The organism is Stenotrophomonas sp. YJH_SMC_14-1 (assembly GCF_059372275.1).
The window spans coordinates 288,604-310,849 of the sequence record NZ_JCAFVK010000004.1 but is presented as its reverse complement, the minus strand read 5'-3'; the positions used below and the strand labels follow the sequence as shown (position 1 = coordinate 310,849).

Genomic DNA, 22,246 nt, shown 5'->3' with positions numbered 1-22,246 from the left:
TCCATCTGTCTGTGGCGTCGAGCCATGTTCGACTGCTCCAAAAGGCGGCGCCGGCCAGGACCGGCGCCGCCATCCAATCACTCGGTACGATCGTACGAGAACTGGATGCCTGCCGTACCACCGGTTTCAATGAAGAGGTTCATGAAGGCCGGCACCGTTTCCGAACGGGCCCAGTCGCGCTGCAGCTCGCAGAACAGCTGTGGCACGCTGATCAGCTGGCCACCGGCCTGTTCGATGCGGCGCAGCGCCGCATCGTGCGCGGCCAGCGAGGTGCCGCCGACGGCGTCGACCACCACATACACCTCATAGCCTTCCTTCAACGCATCCAGGGCCGGGAAAGTCAGGCACGCCTCGGTCCACAGCGCGGTCATGATCAGCTTGCGGCGGCCGGTGGCTTCCACCGCCTTGCGGAACTCGACGTCCTCCCAGGAGTTGATGGTGGTGCGGTCGTAGGTGGGGTAGTCACCCAGTACCTTGCGCAGCTGCGGAATCGGCGGCTTGTTCAGGCCGGTCTTGACGTTCACCGTCGAATGCACGATCGGCAAACCATAGGCGACGGCGGCTTTGGCGGTGCAGACGATGTTGTTGACCAGCAACTGGCGGTCCATCGAGGCGATGGAGTTCACCTGCACCGGCTGGTAGTCGATGATGATGAAGGCGGAATTCTGCGGGGTCAGCAGATGATCGCTGGCCGTGTCGCGGATCGGTTCACTGGACATGGTGGGTCTCCTGTTCAGGGGGGGAGCCGGCGACTGGCCGGCACGAAGGCCACTCAGCTGCGCTGCGAATCCAGCTGTTCGTGGTTCTTCTGCACGTCCTGCGCCTTCAGGTAGCTTTCGATCAGCAGCTGGTAGTTCGGGAAGATCTTCGTGTAGACCTCGGCCCACTGCTGGGCATCGTCGCGGTTCCAGGTGCGCTGGATCTCCGAGGCCACCGCGGCGGTGTCCATCGGCACCACGCCGGCCTGCACCACGCGGGCCAGGGTGATCTCCTCGGCCATCTTCGAGTAGGTGCCAGACGCGTCGATGACCGCGAACACCTGGTAGCCATCGGCAACGGCGGCGATCGACGGGAAGGCCATGCACACACTGGTGATGGTGCCGGCAATGATCAGCTGCTTGCGGCCGGTGGCCTTCACTGCGGCAACGAATTCCGGGTTGTCCCAGGCGTTGATCTCACCCTTGCGTGCCACGTACTGGGCATGCGGGGCGGCGTCGTGGATCTCCGGGATCAGCGGGCCGTTCGGGCCCTGCGGAACAGAGGCGGTGGTGATCACCGGCATCTTTGCCAGCGTGGCCATCTTCGCCAGCGCCGTGGCGTGGGCGCGCACGCTGGTGAACGGCATGTCACCGATGGTCTGGAACAGGCCGCTCTGATGGTCGATCAGCAGCATCGCAGCGTTGTCCGGATCGATCACCGGGCGGGCACCGTTGAAATTGGCGGGGGTACTCATGGTCAGTCTCCTGGAGAAGGTGGGCGATGGCCCGGAAGGTGCGGCGGGCCAATGCCCGCCGCATTGAAACGATCAGTGCGCGATCTGGCCGAAGCGGCCGCTGTTGAAGTCGTTGACCGCCTGCGCGATCTCGGCTTGGCTGTTCATCACGAACGGGCCATAGCCCACCACCGGCTCGTCGATCGGTTCACCGCTGAGCAGCAGCACGGTGGCGTCGCTGTCGGCGTCGACGAACACGTCCTCGCCGCTGCGGTCGAAGGTGACCAGCTGTGCCTCGCCGACCGGCTGGCCGCCGTTGATCCGCACCGTGCCCTTCAGCACCACCAGCGCCAGCGTGCGGCCATCGGCCACCGGCAGTTCGGCGTGGTGGCCCTGCCGCAGGCGGATGTCCCAGACATCCATCGGCGTGTGGGTGCGGGCCGGGCCGGCATGACCGTCGAGGCGGCCGGCGATGACACGCACGCGGCCGGCGCCTTCAGGCAGTTCAACCGAGGGGATCTGTGCGTCGAGCAGGGTCTGGTAGCCCGGTGCACCCATCTTGTCCTGCGCCGGCAGGTTCACCCACAGCTGGACCATGTCCAGCGTGCCGCCCCGCTTGCTGAACTCCGGTGTGTGGAACTCCTCGTGGAGGATGCCGGAGGCTGCGGTCATCCACTGCACGTCACCCGGGCCGATGGTGCCGCCGGCGCCGGTTGAATCGCGGTGGGCGACCTCGCCCTCATAGACGATGGTGACGGTCTCGAAACCGCGATGCGGATGCTGGCCGACCCCGCGCGGGGTATCGCTGGGGGCGAAGGTATAAGGGCCGGCGTAGTCCAGCAGCAGGAACGGGCTCAGGTGCTGGCCGTGGGTGTTGTAGGAAAACATCGAGCGGGCGGGGAATCCGTCGCCCACCCAGTGCGGGCGCGGGGCGCTGTAGGTACCGGTGACACGCTTCATGGCGATCTCCTGGCCGGGGCTGCCGGCCGCTGTTCTTCGTTGCAGGAGACAATATCGCCGCGACAATTGGGCCGGTAGACGCCAATATTTGCCGTCATAGTCCTATCTGGTGAACAATGGGTGCGCGCCTTGCGCCACAGGAGATCGCCCCGTGTTCATCGCTGATATCCGCCGTTGCGACCTCAACGACCTGTTCTACTTCGCCATGGTGGTCGAGCACGGCGGCTTCTCGCAGGCCGGCCGGGCGCTGGCCATGCCGAAGTCGAAACTGAGCCGGCGCATCGCGCTGCTGGAGGAACGGTTGGGCGTGCGCCTGATCCAGCGCTCGACCCGGCGTTTCTCGGTCACCGAGGTCGGCCAGGACTACTACCGCCACTGCAAGGCGATGCTGGTCGAAGCCGAAGCGGCCGAAGAAGCGATTGCGATGTCGCGCGCCGAGCCGCGCGGCACGATCCGCCTGGCGTGCCCGATCGCGATCCTGCATGCGCGCATCGGCCCGATGCTGGCCGACTTCCTGGCCCAGCACCCGCAGGTGACGGTGCAGCTGGACGCCACCAACCGGCGCGTCGACGTGGTGGGCGAGGGTGTGGACGTGGCGATCCGCGTGCGGCCGCCGCCACTGGAGGACAGCGACCTGGTGGTACGCGTGCTGGCGCGTCGGGTCTGGTGTACCAGTGCCAGTCCGGCGCTGCTGCAGCGGCTGGGCACGCCGCAGGTGCCGGCCGACCTGGCGATGATGCCGACCGTCGATCTGGCATCGCCCAGCCAGCAGCATGTATGGGAATACACCGGGCCGGGCGACGTGCTGGCCAGCGTGCATCATCGCCCGCGGCTGGTCAGCGATGACATGATCGCGTTGCGCACCGCTGCGGTGGCCGGGGTGGGGTTGCTGATGCTGCCGCGGATGATGATCAGTGACGAACTGGCCAGTGGCGCGCTGGTGCCGGTGCTGCCGGAGTGGGTGCCCAAGCACGGCATCGTGCACGCGGTGTTCCCGTCGCGACGCGGCCTGTTGCCGGCGGTGCGTGCACTGATCGATTACCTCGCCGAACGCTTCGAGGCACTGGAGGAACCCTAGCTCTTCCATCCACGCATGGCGTGGATCTACTGGACCTGCGCCTTGGTAGATCCACGCCATGCGTGGATGAAGCTCTCGGCCGCGGCTTGCCGCCTGCGACCGCGCAGCCCACAATCCACGTCCGGACCGTCGCCATCACGCCCATCATTCCCCGGTCCGGCCTTGGCACCTATGTCTCCCAATGCCCTGGCGCTGGTCGAGCTGCTGATCCGCGAGCGCCGTGCGTTGTCTCGCTTCATCGCGCGCTATCTCGACCCGGCCAGTACCGAGGACACCCTGCAGAACCTGTACCTGAAGGCCAGCAGCGTGCCCGGCGATCCGCCCATCCTGGAGCCGCGTGGCTATCTGTACCGGATGGCCTACCACCACGCGCTCAACCGCAGCCAGTCCGACGCCCGCGAGCGGCATGCGATGGCCGAGTACGCCCTCGACATGGCCGAGGCCAGCCGCGATGGCGAGGCGCAGGCGCTGGACCAGGCGCAGCTGCGCGAGATCACCCAGACCATCCTCGCGCTGCCAGCCCAGGTGCGCGAGTGCTTCGTGCTCAACCGCTACCTGGGCCTGAGTGAGCGCGAAATCGCCGCCCGGCTGGGTATTTCCAAGAGCCTGGTGGGCAAGCATGTGCTGCGCGCGGCGCTGTTGATCCAGCAGCACCAGCAGGGAATGCATCGATGAGCGGCGATTGCCGTGGGCAGATCGCGCCCGCCGTTGTCACAACAGGAAGGCGCACCCGTTCGTGGTGCGGCAGGCCACAACCATGACCACGTCCGAACCCTCGCCGCGTCAGGCCAGGCAGGCGTTGCGCTGGGTGATCCAGTGCAGTGCAGGCCCGCTGCCGGAACGCCAGCAACGAACCCTGCAGCGCTGGCTGCAGGCCGACCCTCGCCATGCGCTGGCCTGGCGCCAGCAGCAGGCCTTCTGGCAAGGGTTGGATGCCGCCGGGCCCGACGTGCTGGCCGCGCTGCCCGGGTTGACGGCTGATCGCCAAGGGTTGCGCCCGATCGCGCCTCAGCGCCGCCTGCCGTGGCTGCTGGCCAGCGCAGCTGCGGTGGTGCTGATGGTTGCCGCTGCGCCGCACGCGCTGCTGCTGGCACGCAGTGACCTGCGCAGCAGCGATGCACCGCGCGTGGTGCAGCTGGAGGACGGCAGCACCGCCGTACTCGATGCGGGCACCGCATTGGCGGTTGCGTTCGATGGCCAGCAGCGGCACCTGCGCCTGCTGCGCGGCCAGGCCTGGTTCCAGGTGGCCCATGAGGCGCGACCGTTCCAGGTCGAGGCGGCGGGCGGCCAGGTGCGTGACATCGGCACCGCCTTCAGCGTGTCGATGCAGGACACCACGGTCGTGACCCAGGTCAGTGAGGGCGTAGTGGATGTGCGCCCTGGCGATGGCAGCGTACAGCGCCTGCATGCCGGGCAGGCACGGGTGTTCCGTGACGGTCGCTGGCTGCAGCCGCTGCGGCAGGCCGATCCGGATGCCGTGGCGCCATGGCGTCGGGGCGAGGTGGTGATCGACGATCAGCCAGCCGCGCAGGCCATCGCCGATCTGGCGCGCTACCGCCGTGCTCCGGTGTGGGTGCTGCGCGGGCAGGGCACGGACGTACGGGTCAGTGCCCTGTTCCATCTGCAGCAGCCGGAGACCGCCATTGACGCGGTGGCCGCACAGGCGGGACTACGCGTGCAGCGCTTGCCCGGCGGCGCGCTGGTGGTGTGGTGAGGTGCCTGCGGCGCAGCGCACGGCCCGCCAGATGAAAAAAACATGAAAAAACCGTGGGCACCCGCAGTGCCCCGCTGTCTATAGAGGTATAGCCAGAGCGAAACACCGTTTCTCCTCAAGCCAGACATGCCACCGGCACCGGATGTGCCCGTGGTTCCGCCACGCTTGAGGAGTTCCCGTCCATGCCGTCCACGGCATCCGCCTGTCATCGTCGCGCCATCGCTCTGGCCCTGGCTGTTTCCACCGCATTGCTGTCGCTGGCCTGTGTGCCGGCCGTGCAGGCGCAACCGGCGATCGTCGCGCCGGTGCGGCAGTACACCATTCCGGAGCAGCCGCTGGCTGATGCCGTACGCGCCTTTGGCCGCCAGGCCGATGTGCAGGTGGTGTTCCGCAGCGACCTGGTGGAAGGCCGCCGCTCCAGCGCAGTGAAGGGTGAGTACAGCCAGATGCAGGCGCTGCAGCAGCTGTTGCGCGGCAGCGGCGTGCGTGCACAGCGCGGCATGGACGGTACCTGGAGCCTGCGGGCCGCAGCGGAGGCGGGTGAGGGCGAAGGGGTGCGGGTGACCGAAACACTGGACGTGGCCGGTCGCCTTCAGTCGGAAGGGGGTGAGGCCCGCGATCGGCGTGGCTACGACGATGTGTTCGCGCTGGACCTGACCACGGCGTATTCGGGGCGCGACCGGGTGGAGCGTTACCGAGGCTCCAATCCGGCCGACGTGGTCAAGGATCTGGTCGGCGTGTTCAGTGGCGATGCGCGCAACAGTGGCGCGCTGGACGTCAACATCCGTGGCATCCAGGGGCCCGGGCGGGTGCCGGTCAGCATCGACGGCGGCGAACAGGCGCTCACGGTATGGCGTGGCTACAACGGCGTCAGCAACCGCAACTACATCGATCCCAACCTGATTGGTGGCATCCAGGTCATCAAGGGGCCAGGGCTGGTGCGCGATGTGCACAGCGGGATCGGTGGCGCGCTGGTGATCAAGACCATCGACGTCGATGACGTCGTCGCTGCCGGCGAGCGCTTCGGCGGGGAGCTGAAGATCGAAGGCAGCAGCAATGCGGTGGCACCGCGCCTGCCGCGGCTGCACACCGGCGAGGACTACCGCACCGTGCCGGGTTTCCCGCAGGGCTCGCCGAACTCACCCTACGACGACCGCACCCTGGTGGTGCCGGTGAAGTCGCGCAGTGGCAACAACCCCTTCGATGGCGAGGACCAGGCCTGGCGCCTGGCGCTGGGCGTGCGTGGCGACAACGTCGACCTGATGGCCGCCTACGCCTGGCGCAAGCGCGGCAACTACTTCTCCGGGACCCAGGGCAGCGCCTATTACGAACAGGACCGGCGCGAGCAGTTCGAGTACCAGGGCATCGACTACATCACCACGCTGGCGCGCTACTTCAAGCCCGGCGATGAAGTGCCCAATACCTCCAGCGAACAGGAGTCCTGGCTGGTCAAGGGCAGCTGGCAGATCAACGATGACCAGCAGTTGAAGGCGACCTGGCGGCGCACGCTGTCGCACTACGGCGAGATCATGCCGTCGCGCATCCTGTCGGCCCCGGACTACGGCCGCATCCAGTGGCCGCTCAGTCGGGTCGATTCGGATGCGTGGAACCTGGAATACCGTTTCCAGCCCGCCGGCAGTCGTTGGCTGGACCTGTACGCCAACCTGTGGCGCACGGAGACGGACAGCGATACCTACAGCGCTGGCGGCTTCCCGAACTTCGCAGTGGGTAATCCGGCGTGGAATCCGGACGCCAGCCCGATCCTGCGCAACACCGCGCTGGCCAACGCGCGCAATGACCGCACCGGCCTGATCCTGAGCAACCGCTTCGCGCTGCATTCGACCCTGGATCTGACCGTGGGCGGCAACTGGCAGTACGAGAAGCTGGGGTCCCGCGATCCGTACTTCGGCACCACCGATGGCTGGCGCATGTTCCCGCGTGCCGGGCGCCGCCAGGAGGGTGAAGGCTACCTGACCCTGGAGTGGCGGCCGGTCGACTTCCTCACCCTCAATGCAGGCGTGCGCTACGGCCGCTACTGGGCCTTCGACGATTTCCTCGAGGCGCACCCCGAGCTGCTGAACAAGGGCGTAGGTGGCAAGGAAGCGCAGTACACCGTGAACGAACTGCCGCCTCGTCCCGCCAATCTGCAGGCCCGCATCGACGCGTTGGAAGCACGCCGCGCCCTATGGGAAAAGCGCGGCATGGGCTGGTTCATCGACGACAGCATCCGTGCGTTGCTGGCACCGTACGAAACGCCGCGTCCGGTCAGGTACACACGGCCCTGGCTGCCCGATGCCGATGGCAACTACACCCGCGCCGGCAATCCCTGCCTCAATGGCGAAGTGGCGGCCATTCCCGGCGTGCAGCCGGTGTTCGCCGGCAGCGACCAGGTCTGCAACATCGGCAACAGCGTACAGTCGCAGCCGGTCGATGGACGCAACGGCCGCCGCCGCGACCATGCCTGGCTGCCGACCTTCTCGGCCACTGCACACCTGTCCCCGGCCGCCCGTGCCTACGTGCGCTACAGCGAAGCGGTGCGCTTCCCGAGCATGTTCGAAAGCACCATCGCCTTCTCCGGCAGCCTCAATCCGCTGCATGCGCTCAAGCCCGAGCACGCCTACAACTACGAAGTGGGCTACGTGCACAACCTGTCGGCCCTGTTCGGCAACACCGCCGATGCCGACGTCAAGCTGGCGTACTACGTGCACAAGACCCGTGACGTGATCGAACGCGATGGCAACTTCCTGTTCGACAACATCGACAAGCAGACCATCCGTGGTATCGAACTGCAGGCCCGCTTCGACAACCGGCGCTTCTTCACCGATCTGGGCATCACCCGCACGCTGGAAAACGAGGTGTGTGACGAGAGCACGGCGGTGCTCCTGGACGCGAACCGCGGCCTGGTTCCGAACTGCGTGCAGGATGGTTTCGTCGGTGGCTACCTGCTGACCCAGGCCATTCCAAAGCTGTCGATCAACTGGTCGCTGGGCACGCGCCTGTTCGATGGGCGCCTGGAACTGGGCAGCCGCATCGTGCACTACCAGCGGCACGAGAACCCTGACCTGCAGGCCTACCGTGAGCGCCTGTTGAGCGGTGGCAGCGGCCTGCTCTGGCAGAACGTGCCGTTCACCTGGGGAAACATCACCACCGTCGATGCCTATGCGCGCTGGCGCTTCAACGAGCATGCCAGCGTCGAGCTGGTCGGCAGCAACCTCGGCAACCGCTACTACGTCGATCCAGCCACGCGCTCCACGCTGCCGGCCCCGGGTCGCACCCTGAAGCTCGGCGTCACCGCGCGCTTCTGATCTCCCACCTTCAAGCGTTGTACCCGTAGTTCCCTCAACCAAGGAGCAATACCATGAAAATGATCTCCCGTTCGGTGCTCGCCGTTGCCGCCTCGCTGGCTCTGGTCGGTGCCGCGCATGCTGCCGACATCGTCGGTGCCGCCAGTGCCAGGACCGATGCCGAGCTGTACGTGGCGGTTGGCGAATCGCAGGTCAATGGCGGCCCGCACCGCGCTGGCAAGGCCGGCATCGGTGTCGGTACCGTGTCCCAGGCCAAGCCGGTGGACTTCCAGGGCCTGAGCGCCTACTCGGCACCCACCACCGTCAATGGCGTGACGGTACGTACCCTGGCCATGCCGATCACCGGCGCACCGGGAAGCCACGCCGGCATGGGCCACTTCAACTTCGTCAAGGTCGGCAGTGGCGATGTCTGGTTCGGCGAATGGTCCAAGGATGGCGCTGCCGGTGGCTTCAACAACCGCCAGGTCTACTTCGTTGGCGACCGCGCCGGCACCACGCTGCCCGCCGGCGTGGCGTCCTACACCGTGGCCGGCCTGAACAAGTTCAACGGCAGCAACCTGCTAAGCGGCACCTTCGACGCCGACTTCGGCGCCGGCACCCTGGATGGTGCGCTGTCCGGCAATGGCCTGACCCTGGCCATCGTTGCCAACATCAACAGTGCCGATGCATCGTTCGCCGGTTCGGCCAACGTCAATGGCAGCGTCAACGGCACCACCCAGGGCCAGTTCTTCGGCGCCAACGCGGCCACCCTGGCCGGCATCGCCACCTTCGCCGGCAACAGCCAGTACGACACCGCCTTCGGCGGCAGCAAGAACTGATTGCCACGCCCCTGACGGGGCAGGGCAGGGACAAGCCGCGATCCGCCAGTCCCTGCTTCGGCCCGCTGCATGCACCGCCACGGATCGACCATGCGCCATCCCATCTTCCTTGTGATCCTGTTGCTGGCGGCTGCCGATGTGCGCGCCCAGCAGGATGATCTTCGTCGTGTGCTGGAGCAGGGCAGCGAGCTGCGCCACCAGCAGCAGGACCAGCAGCGCCTGCAGCAGGCCGAGTCGGCGCGACCGACCATCACCATCGACGGCCAGACCCTGCGCGTGGAGCGCACGGTCGACGATCTGGGCCAGGCGCTGTACCTGTCGCTGCAGCATCAGCAATGGGGCGCAGCGCAGCGCTTCCTGGACGAATACATCGAACTGCCCGGCCACGACCCGTTGCTGCGCCACTACGCGCAGGGCGGCCTGGCGCGGGTGGCCGGCAATCACCACCGCGCGGCCAACGAGTACGAAGCACTGCTGGCGGCGCAGCCGGATTTCCTGCCGGCCCGCCTTGAGCTTGCACGTGTCCATGCCGAGGACCAGCGCGACCGCGATGCGGAGGCGTTGTTCACGGCCATCGCCGGTGGCATCAATGCCGACGACCCCACTACCGCGGGTGTACGCGGACGGGTGGACGCCTACCTGGCCGCACTGCAGGCGCGCAGGCGTTGGAAAGGAGCGCTGGCAGCCGGCCCGGCATGGAGCGACAACATCAACCGCAGCTCGGCCAGCCGCACCTGCCTGTTCGGAGTGGGCGACACCTGCATCATCCAGCGCAATCTTCCCGATGCCCAGCGCGCCATCGGCCTGGACTACGACGGCAACCTGGAGCGTCGCTGGGCACTGGCCGGTCATCACGGCGTCTATGTGCGCGCGCTTGCGTTCGGCCAGGCATGGCGCGGGCACAGCGCCTACAACGAGCTCAATGCGAGCGTGCAGGCGGGCTATAGCTGGCGCAGCGCTCGGCATACCCTGCAGATCGCGCCGAGCTATGACTACCAGGGCCTGGGCAACCGGGCCCTGCAGGGCGGCAGCGGGCTGCATGGCGAATGGCAATATGCATTGGACGGGCGCAGCCTGCTCAGGCTGGAGGCCGACTGGAAGCGCCAGCGCTATCGCCAGCGCGGCCTGGCCAGCAATTACGACGGTGAGCTGGCCGCGGTGTACGCCACCTGGTTCCGTGCGCTCAACCCGCGCTGGACCCTCTTTGCCGGGCTGGACCTGAGTGACAGCCGCGCCGCCAATCCGGCCAACGGCTACCGCCAGCGTGGACTGCGCCTGGGGGCGGCGCGCCAGTGGACGGGCACCACCGCCACCGTGTTCGTGTCGTTGCGCGAGCGCGACTACGAGGCGTGGAGCCCGCTGCTGGAGGCGCGGCGTGAGGACAGCGAACAGAACCTGATTGCTGTCGTGCGCAGCGAGCGCCTGGCGGTGGCCGGGCTGGTGCCCAGCCTGAGCCTGCGCTACGCGCGCATCGACAGCAACGTCGGCTGGCTGTACAGCCACGACCGCAGCCTGCTCAGCCTGAAATGGGAACGGGCCTTCTGAACGCGCCGCTGCGCTGCACGGTGAACGCGCCGTCGCCGCGATCTTCATTCATCATCACGCGCTCTTGTAGCCCGTTTCGCGCATCCTTCGGGTGTTGCGGCAGAGCTGGGCCGCGTGTATCGAGGAGCGCCGGTCGTGCTGGAAGCGGGCAACAAACCAGAGGGCCTGAAAGGGCTGCGTGTACTGGTGGCGGAGGATGAATTCGCCATCGCGATGTTTCTGGTCGACTATCTGGAGCTGAAAGGCGCACAGGTGGTGGGGCCTGCCGGTGACCTGCAGGCGCTGGGGCGGCTGGTCGATACCCATCCCATCGATGTGGCATTGCTGGACATCAACCTGGGCGGTGAGCAGGTCTATCCGCTGGCCGATCGGCTGGCCGAGACGGGTATCCCCTTCCTGCTGACCTCCGGTTACGACGACAACCTGCCCAGCCGCTTTGCCAGCGCGCCGCGCTGTACCAAGCCTTATCACATCGAAGCGCTGGTGCAGCAGCTGGCCGCGCTGGTGGCGGCGCCGCAGGTCTCTGCGGGCATTGCCTGATTGCGCGGCATGTCGCGCCGTCCTGAAGACATCCACGCCGCCAGGCTGCGTGGCCAGATGCCACCTGCACCGCAGCTGCATGTGCGCCACGATGGCATGGCCGCGCGCATCGCCCGCCACGACTGGTCATCCACGCCGTTGGGTGCCTGCGAGCAGTGGCCGCCCCACCTGCGCGCCACCGTCGACCTGATGCTGGCCCATGGTTTCCCGATGATCGTGCTGTGGGGTGAGCAGCTGGTGCAGCTCTACAACGATGGCTATGCCGAGATTCTGGCCGACAAGCATCCCGGAGGGCTCGGCCAGCCGACCCGCGAGTGCTGGCCCGAGGTCTGGCATATCAATGGACCGATCTACCAGCGCGTCTGGCAGGGCGAAACCATCACCTACGAGGACAAACTCTATCCCCTGGCGCGTCGCGGGCGGTTGGAGGATGTCTGGTTCACCATCACCTACAGCCCGATCCGTGGCGAGGAAGGGCGCATCAACGGCGTGCTCGTGACCATGTTCGAGACCACAGCGGCGCATGTGGCCCAATCGGCACGCGAGCGCGAAGAGCAGAAGCGGCGGGAGGCGGACCGGCGCCTGGCATTGGCCTTCAAGGTGCTGCCGGTGGGCGTCTGCATTGTCGACACCGAAGGGCGCCTGCAGCTGTCCAACGACCAGATGCGTGCCTACCTGCCCAGCGGCAAGGTGCCCTCCACGGATGAGGTGAACCTGCATCGCTGGCGTGGCTGGCATGCGGACGGCAGCGCCATCGGGCCGGAGGATTTCGCCATCGCCCGTGCGATGCGCGGCGAGACCGTGGTGCCGGGGCTGGAGTTCCAGTATCTGCATGACGATGGGCGCGCGCGCTGGACCCGGGTCGCGGCCGCGCCCCTGCGCGATGGCGACGGTGAGGTCAGCGGCGTATTTGCCATCGCCGTGGACATCGACGATCTCAAGCGTGCCACCGAGCGCCAGTCTGTATTGCTGGCCGAACTGCAGCACAGGGTGCGCAACATCATGTCGACCATCCATGCCATTGCCTGGCGGACCCGCGAGTCGGTCAGCAGCGTGGATGAATACGCTGAACGGTTGTGCGGGCGACTGATGTCGCTGGCGCGCACGCAGAGCCTGCTGACCCGCGGCGCCAATGCCGGGGTCTGCCTGCGTGGCATGCTCCATGAGGAGATCGCGGCGCAGACGCCGGCAGCGGCGGCCTACCGCCTGCAGGGCGAGGATGTGCTGCTGCCGCCGAAGGCGGCCGAAGTACTGTCCCTGGCGATCCACGAGTTGGCGAACAATGCCCTGCGGCATGGCGCACTGACCCATGAGGATGGCCGGATCGAGGTGACCTGGGATCTGCAGGTTCAGGCCGGCCAGCCATGGCTGGGCCTGCACTGGTGCGAGCGCCATGCCGAAGTGGAGGACTGGGAGCAGCCCCGGCAGCGTGGCCTTGGCCGGGCGCTGATCGAGCAGCGCGTGCCCTACGAACTCGCCGGCAGCGGCGAGCTGCGCTTTGGCCCGCAGGGCCTGGATGCCTGGATCCGCTTTCCGCTGCGCGAGCGAGACAGCCTGCTGCAGACCGATGCTCCCGGCGCGGCGGCGGGCGGTTCCGGCAGGTAGAGGTCCATTTATCCCCAATTTGGCCAAATTGGGCATAATGGCCTCAACTGTCCCCGTCTGGAGCCGTGCCATGACCCTGCCGCTGGATCTGCCTGGCCTCGAAAAGGCCCCCGCGTCGTCGGTGAAGACCCGTGGCTGGCCGAGCCTGATGCGCACCGTGCGCGAGAAGCAGGCGCTGGTCATCACCAACCACAACCACCCCGAAGCGGTGATCGTGGACATCCGCACCTACCAGGAACTGCTGGCCAAGGCCGCTGGCGGCGATGCCGGTGAGCGCAGCGAAGAACTGCTGCGCCTGCGCGGTGAGTTTGACCAGACCCTGGCCAGCCTGCAGCGCGGGGAGGGGCTGGGCAAGGTGCTGGGCCAGCCGATCCGCCGCGGTCGCAAGGTCACCCTCGGCCGTCCGCTCTGACCGATGGGGCGGATCCTGGTGCTTGCCGGCGTCAATGGCGCCGGCAAGAGTTCGCTGCTGGGTACCTGGCTGGAAGCCGAAGGGCTGGGCTGGTTCAACCCCGATTCGTTCACCCGGCGCCTGGTGGAGGCCGGCTGGCCGCTGCCCGATGCCAATGCGGAGGCCTGGCAGGAAGGCACCCGCCGCCTGCGCCAGGCCATGGCTGATGGCACGGACTTCGCCTTCGAGACCACGCTGGGCGGCAACACCATTCCAGGCCTGCTGCGCGAGGCCTGTGAGCAGCATCATGTGGCGGTATGGTTCTGCGGCCTGTCCAGCGTCGAGCTGCACATCGCCCGCGTCGCTGCGCGGGTAGCGGCCGGTGGCCACGATATTCCGGTGGAGAAGATCCACGCCCGCTTCGATTCGGCGCGCGAGAACCTGCTGGACCTGCTGCCACACCTGGCCGAGCTGCATGTCTACGACAACAGCGCTCCCGCCGACGCCGACGGCTGCGTCGAGCCGCTGCCGGTGCTGGCGATGGCGCATGGCCAACTGCAGTACCCGGTCTCGGTGGCCGAGCTGCTGCATACGCCGGATTGGGCCAAGCCCATCGTGATGCGTGCGATGGAATTGAACACCTCGGATTAGATCCACGCCATACGTGGATACCTTTCACACATCGCGCGAGACCGCGCCGTGTCCGACTGGGCGCCACCGGAGCTGCGGTTAGACTGACCGCACACTCAAGGAGGATGACATGCACGGACCTGCGACATTCCGCTCCAGTTCTATCTGCCTGGTGCTTGCCGCGCTGGCGCTGTCCTGCATGCCGACGATGGCAGCGTCGCCTGCCGCCAAGCGACCATCGCCGCCCAGCCTGGTGCAGGCCTTCCACGCCGCCGAAGCCAACCTGCGGCTGATTCCCGGCGGCGACATTGAATCCGGCTTCCGCCCGGTTTGGACCGCTGTTGCCGATCTCGATGGCGATGGCCGTGCCGAGGTCGTGTATTTCTACACGTCCGACTATTCCGGCGGCAGCTTCGCCCAAAGCAACGTCGTTGCGGTGATGACGGCGCTGACGGCAAACGATCCGCGCGGCCAGGAGAACCCGAACAGCCTGTCGCCGGTGGAAGCAGAGGACTATGCCGCCATCCGCAGGTATGGCTATGCTGACGACGCGGCTGAACAGATTCCAGGCGCCATCCGTGCCATCCGCATCCAGGGTGATCGCATCGTTGTCGATTTCACCGTCAGTGCCGGGGCGACGGTCTGCGAATGGAAGAGCCCGAACCGCCACGTCTGTCCGCCGGACGGAAACTACACATGGACGCTGCGTTGGACGCCGGGGAAGCTGACTCACATCAAGAAGTAGCGCCAGGGAGCGCCGGGCGTATTCGCCCGGCGCCACTGGCCCCGTAGGTCCACGCCAAGCGGGGACCGCGTTCTGCGGCCAGCCTCAGGCCGGCTTCACCTGCTCAGGCTCCGCAGCCTCCGGCAGTGGTGGCAAGGTCGGGTCCACCGTTACCGGTACATCGCTCTTCAACAACGCAGCGGCCTCCTTGTCGCTGCCCACTGCCGGCGGTGAGCCACGCAGCGGCAGGCCGGCGGTCTCCTTCACGAACAGCATGGTCACCAGGCCGATCACCGCCGCGCCCATCAGGTAATAGGCCGGCACCAACGGGTCGCCGGTACGCTCCACCAGCCACGCGGTCACCAGCGGCGTAGTGCCACCGAACAGCGACACCGACACGTTGAATGCGATCGACAGCGCGCTGTAGCGCACCGGCGTATAGAACAGCGCCGGCAGCGTGGACGGCATCGAACTGGTGAAGCACACCAGTGCCAGGCCCAGCAGCATCAGGCCAAGGAAGATCAGCCCGTCGTTGCCGCTGCCGACCAGCAGCAGGCACGGAATGGCCAGCACCAGCAGCGCGATGCAGGCACCAATGATCATCGGTCGGCGGCCCAGCCTGTCACTGAACAACCCGCCGACGATGTTCAACGGCATCATCACCAGCATCACGATGATGATCAGCAGCAGGCCCTTGCTCTCGGCATAGCCCATGGTGACGCTGAGGTAGCTGGGCATGTAGGTCAGCAGCATGTAGTCGGTGACGTTGAACACCAGCACCAGGCCCATGCACACCAGCAGTTGGCGACCATGCACCTGGAACAGTGCGCCCAGCCCCGGCCGGTCGTGCTCGCGCTTCTCGGCTTCTTCAGCGAACGCGCGGAACGCCGGGGTTTCCTCCAGCTTCATGCGCATGTACAGGCCGAGCAGGCCCAACGGGCCGGCCACCAGGAATGGAATGCGCCAGCCCCAGTCCAGCATCTGCTCGCTGCTCAGCAGCATGTGCAGCGCAGTGACGGTACCGGCGCCTGCGATGTAGCCGCCCAGCGTGCCGAACTCCAGCCAGCTGCCCATCAACCCACGGTTGCGGTCGGTGGAATACTCGGCGATGAACGTGGCCGCACCGCCGTACTCGCCACCGGTGGAGAATCCCTGCACCACGCGCGCCAGCAGCAACAGCACCGGCGCCCAGATGCCGATGCGCTCGTAGGACGGAATCAGGCCGATCGCAAACGTGCCCAGCGCCATCAGGATCATGGTGAACGCCAGCACTTTCTGGCGCCCATAACGGTCGCCGAGCGGGCCGAACACAAGGCCGCCGAGCGGACGCACCAGGAACGCCACGGTAAAGGTGGCGAAGGCGGCGATCACCTGTGCGGTGGGGTTGCTGGACGGGAAGAACACCTGGCCGATGGTGACGGCCAGATAGCCGTAGACACCGAAGTCGAACCACTCCATGGCATTGCCCAGTGCGGCGGCACCGACGGCGCGCTTGAGCATGGGCGTGTCGACGACGGTGATCTCATCGACCTTCAGGTGACGGCGGCGCTTGAACCAGCCGAAATGGGCATGTGCCTCGGGTGTGTCCTGCATGGGGGCTCCCTGGGAGGTTTGAAATGGAAAAAACGGCGGCATGCGTGGATGCACGCGCACGGCGTGGCACCGCCGTTTCGGCGGAAGCACGGCAACGGGATCACGACGGCCGCGCTGTCAGCGGCCGGGAATCACAGCGATGCGGGGGGGGATGCAGGCGAAGTGCCTGCGGGCGTCATCCGCCAGGATCCAGCGCGAGGCGATGGACGGGCGGAGCAGGAACATGCGTGGCAAGCGGAGCGCCGGTCGGCAGTGCTTTCCACGTAACAGGTGCGCCCGTCACGTAGTGGGTCGTGTCGATCATCCGTTCATCATAACGGCACGCGCGTGAGCGTGCAGCGAAGCGCAGTTGTCTGCACGCTGTGTTCCATCATGCCTGTTCATCTGCAAAGCAATGATGACGTGCGTTGAACGGAATCTGGTCGTGCTGCTCACATGCCGCCCTCTACGTTGTGGGCGAACGCAACAGAGAAGGAGCATCGCATGACCCGTCGCATTCCCGAAGGTACGCTTGTGGTTGTCGCCGATGGCGGTTCGGCCCGTGTATTCACCAATGTCGGCAGCGATCACCAGCTGGCCTTGAAGCAGGAAGGTGAACTGCGCCTGCAGGACATCAGCGAGCAGGGTGTATCCGGGCAGGGGCCTGCGGGTGCAGTGCCGAAGGACATGTCGGTATCCCAGCTCAACGAGGCGACGTTCGCCAAGCAGGTGGCGGAACAGCTCAATGAGGATGCGTTGAAGAACCGCTATGCACACCTGGTGTTGATCGCTGATCCGACCACGCTGGGACGCATCCGTCCGCTGCTGCACAAGGAAACCCAGGCCCGCCTGCTGGGCGACATCGCCAAGGACCTGACCAACGCGCCGTTGGCGGATATCCAGAAGGCGCTGGCGGCGTAGCACGGATGCCATTCATGCGCGATCACCTGTCGGCGGAGCCCGACCGATTGGATGTGGAGGCGCAGGTCGGCTGGCTGCTTCTCGAGTTTGGCGCGCCCTGGTGTGGCCACTGCCAGGCCGCGCAGCCCGCGTTGCAGGCCTTTGTCGAAGCGAACGATCTGCCGCACTGGAAGATCGAGGATGGCAAGGGCAGGCCTCTGGGCCGAGCGTTCAAAGTGAAGCTGTGGCCGACCGTGGTGCTGCTGCACGATGGAGAAGAGGTCGCGCGGGTAGTGAGGCCGCTGGACAGCGCGGACCTCATGTCATTGCAGGGCGCGCTTCCCGATTGAGGAGTGAACCGGGCGTGGCACGCGGGGCAGTCGCACTGCAGCATGCGGCGTGACAGGTCCGGTGCTAGCATCCGGCTATCACCTGAATCGATCCAAATGCCGATGCCCACGCTGGACCGTCGTCTCCTGATCGCTGTCGCCGCCACGGCGATGCTCGCTTCCGGCCTGGCTTCGGCCGCGCCTGCCAGAACCGCCGCCGACAAGGCCTATGCATCGGTGGACCCGTTCATCGGCACCGGTGGCGAAGGTCACACCTATCCGGGTGCGACGGTACCGTTCGGCATGGTCCAGCTCAGCCCGGATACGCGTATCCAGCGGCGCGAGAAGGCCTACGGTTGGGCGGCCGGCTACCGCTACGACGACAGCAGCATCGTCGGCTTCTCGCACACCCATTTTTCCGGCACTGGCCATTCCGATCTGGGCGACATCCTGCTGATGCCGTTCACCGGCAGTCCCGGCCTGGAGCGTGGCGATCCCGAGAAGCCGCGCAGCGGCTATGCCTCCCGCTTCCGCCATGATGACGAGAAAGCGGAGCCGGGCTACTACGCGGTCACGTTGGACGATTACAAGGTGCGTGCCGAGCTGACCACCAGTACCCGCGTGGGCGTGCATCGCTATGCGTTCCCCAAGGGCACCGACGCCAAGGTGCTGCTGGACATGCGCACCAGCATGTACGACTACCCGGGCAAGGTGTTGTGGTCGCGGGTGCGGGTGCGTGCCGACGGCACGGTGACCGGCTTCCGCGAGACGCGCGGCTGGGCGCCGGGCCGCCAGCTGTATTTCGCGATGCGCTTCTCGCGCCCGCTGGCCGGGCATGAGCTGCACAACACCGAGCAGGACATCGTCTACAAGGGCTTCCCGCCGCCGGGCGAGAAGGATCCGTCCCAGCGCGCACAGATCGAGGGCCGTCAGCTGGTCGGTACCTTCGCATTCGGCAAGCTGGACGCACCGCTGGTGGTCAAGGTTGCCATCTCGCCGGTCAGCGAGGCCGGCGCCATTGCCAACCTCGACGCGGAAGTGGCCGACTTCGATTTCGACCGCGTGCGTGCGCAGGCGAAACAGGAATGGACGCAGGCGCTGTCGGTGCTCGACATCGATGCACCCGAGCACGCTCGCCGCAGCGCCTATACCGCGCTGTACCACACACTGTTGGGGCCGACGCTGTTCATGGATGCCGATGGCCAGTATCGCGGTTCGGACAATGCCGTGCACAAGGCCGATGGTTTCACGAACTATTCGACGTTCTCGCTGTGGGATACCTACCGTGCGTTGCACCCGTTGCTGACCCTGGTGCAACCGGAGAAGCGCAACAGCGACTTCGTCAATTCGATGCTGGCCCACCATGAGCACAGCCCCTACGGCATGCTGCCGGTGTGGTCGTTCCATGGCCTGGAAGACTGGTGCATGATCGGCTACCACGCCGTGCCGGTGATCGCCGACGCCTACGTGAAGGGCATTCGTGGCTTCGACGCCGACAAGGCGCTGAAGGCGATGGTCGAGACCGCCAATTACGGCCCCTATGACGGTATCGCACAGTACCGCGAGCTAGGCTACGTACCGATCGACGAGGAAGGTGAAGCGGCCAGCAAGACGCTGGAATACGCCTTCGATGACTGGACCATCGCACGCATGGCGCAGGCGATGGGCAAGGGCGATATCGCGGCGACCTTCGACAAGCGCGCGGCCAACTGGCGCAACGCGTTCGACAAGGACACCGGCTTCATGCGCGCACGCAAGCGCGACGGCAGTTTCCGCACCCCGTTCGACCCCAGCGCCAGTGGCTACGGTACCGACTACACCGAGGGCAACGCCTGGCAGTATTCCTGGTATGTGCCGCAGGACGTGGCCGGCCTGGCGGCAGCGCACGGTGGCAGCGACAAGCTGCTCGCGCGTCTGGACGAGGTGTTCAGCGCCAAGGTGGATCCGTCCATCTTCGAGCACATGGAAGACATCACCGGGCTGATCGGCTGGTATGCACATGGCAACGAACCCAGCCACCATGTGGCCTACCTGTACTCGTACGCTGGCCAGCCGTGGCGCACCCAGGCGCGCCTGAAGCAGATCATGGACACCCAGTACGCCGACCGTCCGGATGGCCTGGCCGGCAACGATGACGTCGGCCAGATGTCGGCGTGGCATGTGTTCACCGCGCTGGGCTTCTATCCGGTGGCACCGGGCTCGGGCGAGTACATCCTGGGCCGCCCGTTCCTGCCGAAGACCGCGATGCGCCTGCCCAACGGCAAGACGTTCACCATCGTGGCCGATGGCCTGGATGACAGGCACACCTATGTGGGCAGCGTGAGCCTCAACGGCAAGCCGCTGCAGCGCACCTTCCTGCGCCACGACGAGATCCTGGCCGGTGGCGAGCTGCGCTTCAGCATGCAGGCCGAGCCGAACAAGGACTGGCCGGGGCAGGGCGCGCAGGCGCCGTACTCGATGAGCCGGTGATGCGGGGCGGCGCCGTCCTGCCGCCGCCATTGCCCCCCGCACCTGGTAGGTGCCAACCTTGGTTGGCACGCGGGAGGTCAACGGTGCCCAGCAAGGTAGGCCGTCTACCGGAATCCGTGGGTCGCGGCGCTTTTGGTAGGTGCCAACCTTGGTTGGCACGCAGGACGTCAACGCGAACGGAACCGAACCCCCACCCGCGCGCCACCGAGCGGCGCCGTTTCGATCTTCAGCATCGCACCATGCCGCTGCGCGATCTCGGCCACGATCGCCAACCCCAGCCCGCAGCCATCGCCTTCGCTGCTGGCCCGGTAGAAGCGTTCCGTGACGCGCGTGCGTTCGGCTTCGGCAATGCCGGCGCCGTCATCGTCAACCCATGCCTGCACGCCTTCGGTCTCCTGCCGAACGCCGAGGGTGATTACACCGGGCACGGCACCGTAGCGCAGCGCGTTGTCCAGCAGGTTGCCCAACGCTTCGCGCAGCAGCTGCGGATCGCCCTGTACCTGCACGCCGTCGTCTGGCCCCTCGTAGCCCAGGTCAACGCCCGCCGCCAACGCACGGTCGGCGTAGCGCTCCACCACCCCGCGTGCCAACGCAGCCAGGTCCACCGGTTGCAGCGGCAGTGCACTGCCATGCGGATCTTCCGAGCGGCTGAGCATCAGCAGCTGGTTGACCAGATGCTGCAAGCGGGCCAGCCCGGCCAGCGTGCCGGACAGCGCCAACTGCTGGGCCTGCGGGTCGTGCTGGCGCAATGAACTCTCCAGTTCCACCTGCATCGCCGCCAAGGGCGTGCGCAGCTGGTGCGCGGCATTGCTGACAAAGCGCCGCTGCGCATCCTGCATCGCGTCCAGACGCTGCAGCAGCGCGTTGTAGGCCTCCACCGCCGGCCACAGTTCGCGCGGCGCCTCCTGCGCGGGGTCCAACGGTGCCAACGGATCCGGCCGCGGGCTGGCCAGCTTCCGCGCAACCAGGTTGGCATGGCGAGCGGCAGCGCCTGTACCGGACCAGGCCAGCCACGCCGCCAGTGTCAGGATCGCGGCCTGGAAGGGAACGCTGGTCAGCAGCAGCTTGCGCTCCAGCCGGTGGCGTTTGCGAAGCGTCTCAGCCACGCGCAGCCGGATGTCATGGCCCGGTCCGGCGCTGACCACCACCTCGACCATGCGCACCGGTTGACCGCGCACCCGTGCATCGTAGTAGACGGCTTCGTCATCATTTCCCGATGCGATTGCGGGGCGTGGCAGTGCTTCGGGCAGGTCGCCATACAAACGCGCACCCGCCGAGTCGACCACCTCGCCATGCACTTCGTCGGCGGTGTCCCAGCTGAACATGCGCGAGACGGCTGGGGTGATCTCGATCGAAGCGCGACCATCCTGCACCGTTACCAGCTCGGACAACGACATCGCCGAATCCAGCAGCCAGCGGTCGTAGACCTGGCCGGCATAGAACCGGGCCAGCGCAAATGAACCCACTGCGCTGCACAGCAGCAGCACCAGCAGCGGCAGCCACAGGCGCCTGAGCAGCAGGCCACGCAGGCTGTGCACGCGCTCAGTCACCCACGGCCTCCAGCCGGTATCCAAGCCCACGCAGCATGCGGATGCCGACGCCGGCGCGCGCCTGTTCCAGCTTGCGGCGCAGGCGGCTGACATGCACCTCGATCACCGACAGGTTGGCCTCGTGGTCCCAGCTGTACAGCGCATCGAACAAGCGCTGCTTGGTGACGGTGCGACCGGGATGCTGCATCAGTGCCTCGACCAGCGACAGCTCGCGCGCGGTCAGCTCGATGCGCTGGCCTTCAACCTGCACTTCATTGCGGATGCTGTCGAAGCACAACCGGCCCAATCGCTTCTGAGCCGGTGCATCGCTGCGGCGGCGCGACAGTGCACGCAGGCGGGCTTCCAGCTCACCGAGTGCGAACGGCTTGGCCAGGTAATCGTCGCCACCGCGGTCGAGGCCGAGGATGCGGTCCTCCACACCATCGCGTGCGGTCAGGATCAGCACCGGCAGGGTGGCGCCGTCGTTGCGCAGGCGCGAGAGCAGGTCCAGGCCATCGACGTCGGGCAATGAAAGGTCGAGCACCATCACGTCATACGGTGCGCTGGCCAATGCCGCCGGCGCGTGCAGTCCACGCGAGAGGTGGTCGCACAGATGACCGGCACCCTGCAGGGCGCGGATCAGTCCATCGGCCAGAGCGGCGTCGTCTTCGATCAGCAGGATTCGCATTGCAAGCTTCGTGCAAG

At 66.7% G+C, this 22,246-nt stretch carries 20 protein-coding genes; 14 read left to right on the top strand and 6 right to left on the bottom strand.

Features of this window, described 5'->3' with window-relative positions:
* Nucleotides 1-77 precede the first annotated feature (77 nt).
* From AC5P9P_RS13090 to AC5P9P_RS13080, 3 genes are all read right to left on the bottom strand, one after another.
* Nucleotides 78-719 (bottom strand): hydrolase, encoded by a 642-nt coding sequence (locus tag AC5P9P_RS13090; RefSeq protein WP_495232841.1) that lies wholly within the window; start codon nucleotides 717-719, stop codon nucleotides 78-80.
* 53 nt (nucleotides 720-772) lie between these two features.
* Nucleotides 773-1,453: a hydrolase gene (locus AC5P9P_RS13085; RefSeq protein ID WP_005409868.1), complete on the bottom strand. Its 681-nt coding sequence runs from the start codon at nucleotides 1,451-1,453 to the stop codon at nucleotides 773-775.
* Between the two features lie 72 nt (nucleotides 1,454-1,525).
* Nucleotides 1,526-2,392: a pirin family protein gene (locus tag AC5P9P_RS13080; RefSeq protein WP_049403375.1), complete on the bottom strand. Its 867-nt coding sequence runs from the start codon at nucleotides 2,390-2,392 to the stop codon at nucleotides 1,526-1,528.
* A gap of 151 nt (nucleotides 2,393-2,543) precedes the next feature.
* On the opposite strand from AC5P9P_RS13080, the gene AC5P9P_RS13075 reads away from it, so the two are divergent.
* From AC5P9P_RS13075 to AC5P9P_RS13025, 11 genes are all read left to right on the top strand, one after another.
* Complete coding sequence (locus AC5P9P_RS13075; protein ID WP_024956507.1) at nucleotides 2,544-3,470, top strand: LysR family transcriptional regulator; 927 nt, start codon at nucleotides 2,544-2,546, stop codon at nucleotides 3,468-3,470.
* A gap of 171 nt (nucleotides 3,471-3,641) precedes the next feature.
* Nucleotides 3,642-4,145 (top strand): RNA polymerase sigma factor, encoded by a 504-nt coding sequence (locus AC5P9P_RS13070; protein WP_005409865.1) that lies wholly within the window; start codon nucleotides 3,642-3,644, stop codon nucleotides 4,143-4,145.
* An 82-nt stretch (nucleotides 4,146-4,227) separates the two neighbouring features.
* Complete coding sequence (locus AC5P9P_RS13065) at nucleotides 4,228-5,184, top strand: FecR family protein (protein WP_495232840.1); 957 nt, start codon at nucleotides 4,228-4,230, stop codon at nucleotides 5,182-5,184.
* A 182-nt stretch (nucleotides 5,185-5,366) separates the two neighbouring features.
* Complete coding sequence (locus AC5P9P_RS13060) at nucleotides 5,367-8,489, top strand: TonB-dependent receptor (protein WP_329771945.1); 3,123 nt, start codon at nucleotides 5,367-5,369, stop codon at nucleotides 8,487-8,489.
* Nucleotides 8,490-8,542: 53 nt separating this feature from the next.
* Entirely contained in the window at nucleotides 8,543-9,307 is a 765-nt protein-coding gene (locus AC5P9P_RS13055) for a Slam-dependent surface lipoprotein (protein ID WP_024956511.1), read from the top strand.
* Nucleotides 9,308-9,397: 90 nt separating this feature from the next.
* A complete protein-coding gene (locus tag AC5P9P_RS13050) occupies nucleotides 9,398-10,852 on the top strand; it encodes a surface lipoprotein assembly modifier (protein WP_111172355.1) in 1,455 nt (484 codons plus the stop codon).
* 135 nt (nucleotides 10,853-10,987) lie between these two features.
* Nucleotides 10,988-11,392 carry a response regulator gene (locus tag AC5P9P_RS13045; protein ID WP_024956513.1) on the top strand — a complete coding sequence of 135 codons (405 nt, stop codon included), beginning with the start codon at nucleotides 10,988-10,990 and terminating at the stop codon, nucleotides 11,390-11,392.
* Between the two features lie 9 nt (nucleotides 11,393-11,401).
* Nucleotides 11,402-12,997, top strand: a complete 1,596-nt coding sequence (locus tag AC5P9P_RS13040) for a sensor histidine kinase (RefSeq protein ID WP_049432894.1) — start codon at nucleotides 11,402-11,404, stop codon at nucleotides 12,995-12,997.
* A gap of 70 nt (nucleotides 12,998-13,067) precedes the next feature.
* On the top strand, nucleotides 13,068-13,409 hold the full coding sequence (locus tag AC5P9P_RS13035) for a type II toxin-antitoxin system prevent-host-death family antitoxin (protein ID WP_005413623.1): 342 nt from the start codon (nucleotides 13,068-13,070) through the stop codon (nucleotides 13,407-13,409).
* 3 nt (nucleotides 13,410-13,412) lie between these two features.
* Nucleotides 13,413-14,039, top strand: a complete 627-nt coding sequence (locus AC5P9P_RS13030; protein WP_033835046.1) for an ATPase — start codon at nucleotides 13,413-13,415, stop codon at nucleotides 14,037-14,039.
* Nucleotides 14,040-14,148: 109 nt separating this feature from the next.
* Nucleotides 14,149-14,763, top strand: a complete 615-nt coding sequence (locus AC5P9P_RS13025; protein ID WP_033835045.1) for a hypothetical protein — start codon at nucleotides 14,149-14,151, stop codon at nucleotides 14,761-14,763.
* An 84-nt stretch (nucleotides 14,764-14,847) separates the two neighbouring features.
* Here AC5P9P_RS13025 and proP read toward each other — a convergent pair whose 3' ends face one another.
* Nucleotides 14,848-16,335, bottom strand: a complete 1,488-nt coding sequence (proP, locus tag AC5P9P_RS13020; protein WP_049403365.1) for a glycine betaine/L-proline transporter ProP — start codon at nucleotides 16,333-16,335, stop codon at nucleotides 14,848-14,850.
* Between the two features lie 483 nt (nucleotides 16,336-16,818).
* On the opposite strand from proP, the gene AC5P9P_RS13015 reads away from it, so the two are divergent.
* The 3 genes from AC5P9P_RS13015 (at nucleotide 16,819) to AC5P9P_RS13005 (ending at nucleotide 20,012) form a co-directional block, all read left to right on the top strand.
* Nucleotides 16,819-17,235 (top strand): host attachment family protein, encoded by a 417-nt coding sequence (locus tag AC5P9P_RS13015; protein ID WP_005409854.1) that lies wholly within the window; start codon nucleotides 16,819-16,821, stop codon nucleotides 17,233-17,235.
* A 5-nt stretch (nucleotides 17,236-17,240) separates the two neighbouring features.
* Nucleotides 17,241-17,564 carry a thioredoxin family protein gene (locus tag AC5P9P_RS13010; protein ID WP_049469714.1) on the top strand — a complete coding sequence of 108 codons (324 nt, stop codon included), beginning with the start codon at nucleotides 17,241-17,243 and terminating at the stop codon, nucleotides 17,562-17,564.
* A 96-nt stretch (nucleotides 17,565-17,660) separates the two neighbouring features.
* Complete coding sequence (locus AC5P9P_RS13005) at nucleotides 17,661-20,012, top strand: GH92 family glycosyl hydrolase (protein WP_111187952.1); 2,352 nt, start codon at nucleotides 17,661-17,663, stop codon at nucleotides 20,010-20,012.
* A 167-nt stretch (nucleotides 20,013-20,179) separates the two neighbouring features.
* Here the strand turns inward: AC5P9P_RS13005 and AC5P9P_RS13000 are convergent, their stop codons facing one another.
* Together AC5P9P_RS13000 and AC5P9P_RS12995 are read right to left on the bottom strand one after the other, a co-directional pair.
* Nucleotides 20,180-21,562 carry a sensor histidine kinase gene (locus AC5P9P_RS13000; protein WP_049432910.1) on the bottom strand — a complete coding sequence of 461 codons (1,383 nt, stop codon included), beginning with the start codon at nucleotides 21,560-21,562 and terminating at the stop codon, nucleotides 20,180-20,182.
* Nucleotides 21,555-22,229, bottom strand: a complete 675-nt coding sequence (locus tag AC5P9P_RS12995) for a response regulator (RefSeq protein WP_005413615.1) — start codon at nucleotides 22,227-22,229, stop codon at nucleotides 21,555-21,557. The genes AC5P9P_RS13000 and AC5P9P_RS12995 overlap by 8 nt, the downstream gene beginning before the upstream one ends.
* Between the last annotated feature and the right edge of the window lie 17 nt (nucleotides 22,230-22,246).

Excerpts from the sequence above, each read along its gene's own strand:
- AC5P9P_RS13025 (WP_033835045.1), top strand. The coding sequence starts at position 14,149 with ATGCACGGACCTGCGACATTCCGCTCCAGTTCTATCTGCCTGGTGCTT.
- AC5P9P_RS12995 (WP_005413615.1), bottom strand. The coding sequence starts at position 22,229 with ATGCGAATCCTGCTGATCGAAGACGACGCCGCTCTGGCCGATGGACTG.
- AC5P9P_RS13030 (WP_033835046.1), top strand. The coding sequence starts at position 13,413 with ATGGGGCGGATCCTGGTGCTTGCCGGCGTCAATGGCGCCGGCAAGAGT.
- AC5P9P_RS13005 (WP_111187952.1), top strand. The coding sequence starts at position 17,661 with ATGCCGATGCCCACGCTGGACCGTCGTCTCCTGATCGCTGTCGCCGCC.
- AC5P9P_RS13085 (WP_005409868.1), bottom strand. The coding sequence starts at position 1,453 with ATGAGTACCCCCGCCAATTTCAACGGTGCCCGCCCGGTGATCGATCCG.
- AC5P9P_RS13050 (WP_111172355.1), top strand. The coding sequence starts at position 9,398 with ATGCGCCATCCCATCTTCCTTGTGATCCTGTTGCTGGCGGCTGCCGAT.
- AC5P9P_RS13015 (WP_005409854.1), top strand. The coding sequence starts at position 16,819 with ATGACCCGTCGCATTCCCGAAGGTACGCTTGTGGTTGTCGCCGATGGC.
- AC5P9P_RS13040 (WP_049432894.1), top strand. The coding sequence starts at position 11,402 with ATGTCGCGCCGTCCTGAAGACATCCACGCCGCCAGGCTGCGTGGCCAG.
- AC5P9P_RS13070 (WP_005409865.1), top strand. The coding sequence starts at position 3,642 with ATGTCTCCCAATGCCCTGGCGCTGGTCGAGCTGCTGATCCGCGAGCGC.
- AC5P9P_RS13055 (WP_024956511.1), top strand. The coding sequence starts at position 8,543 with ATGAAAATGATCTCCCGTTCGGTGCTCGCCGTTGCCGCCTCGCTGGCT.
- proP (WP_049403365.1), bottom strand. The coding sequence starts at position 16,335 with ATGCAGGACACACCCGAGGCACATGCCCATTTCGGCTGGTTCAAGCGC.
- AC5P9P_RS13080 (WP_049403375.1), bottom strand. The coding sequence starts at position 2,392 with ATGAAGCGTGTCACCGGTACCTACAGCGCCCCGCGCCCGCACTGGGTG.
- AC5P9P_RS13060 (WP_329771945.1), top strand. The coding sequence starts at position 5,367 with ATGCCGTCCACGGCATCCGCCTGTCATCGTCGCGCCATCGCTCTGGCC.
- AC5P9P_RS13035 (WP_005413623.1), top strand. The coding sequence starts at position 13,068 with ATGACCCTGCCGCTGGATCTGCCTGGCCTCGAAAAGGCCCCCGCGTCG.
- AC5P9P_RS13090 (WP_495232841.1), bottom strand. The coding sequence starts at position 719 with ATGTCCAGTGAACCGATCCGCGACACGGCCAGCGATCATCTGCTGACC.
- AC5P9P_RS13010 (WP_049469714.1), top strand. The coding sequence starts at position 17,241 with ATGCCATTCATGCGCGATCACCTGTCGGCGGAGCCCGACCGATTGGAT.
- AC5P9P_RS13065 (WP_495232840.1), top strand. The coding sequence starts at position 4,228 with ATGACCACGTCCGAACCCTCGCCGCGTCAGGCCAGGCAGGCGTTGCGC.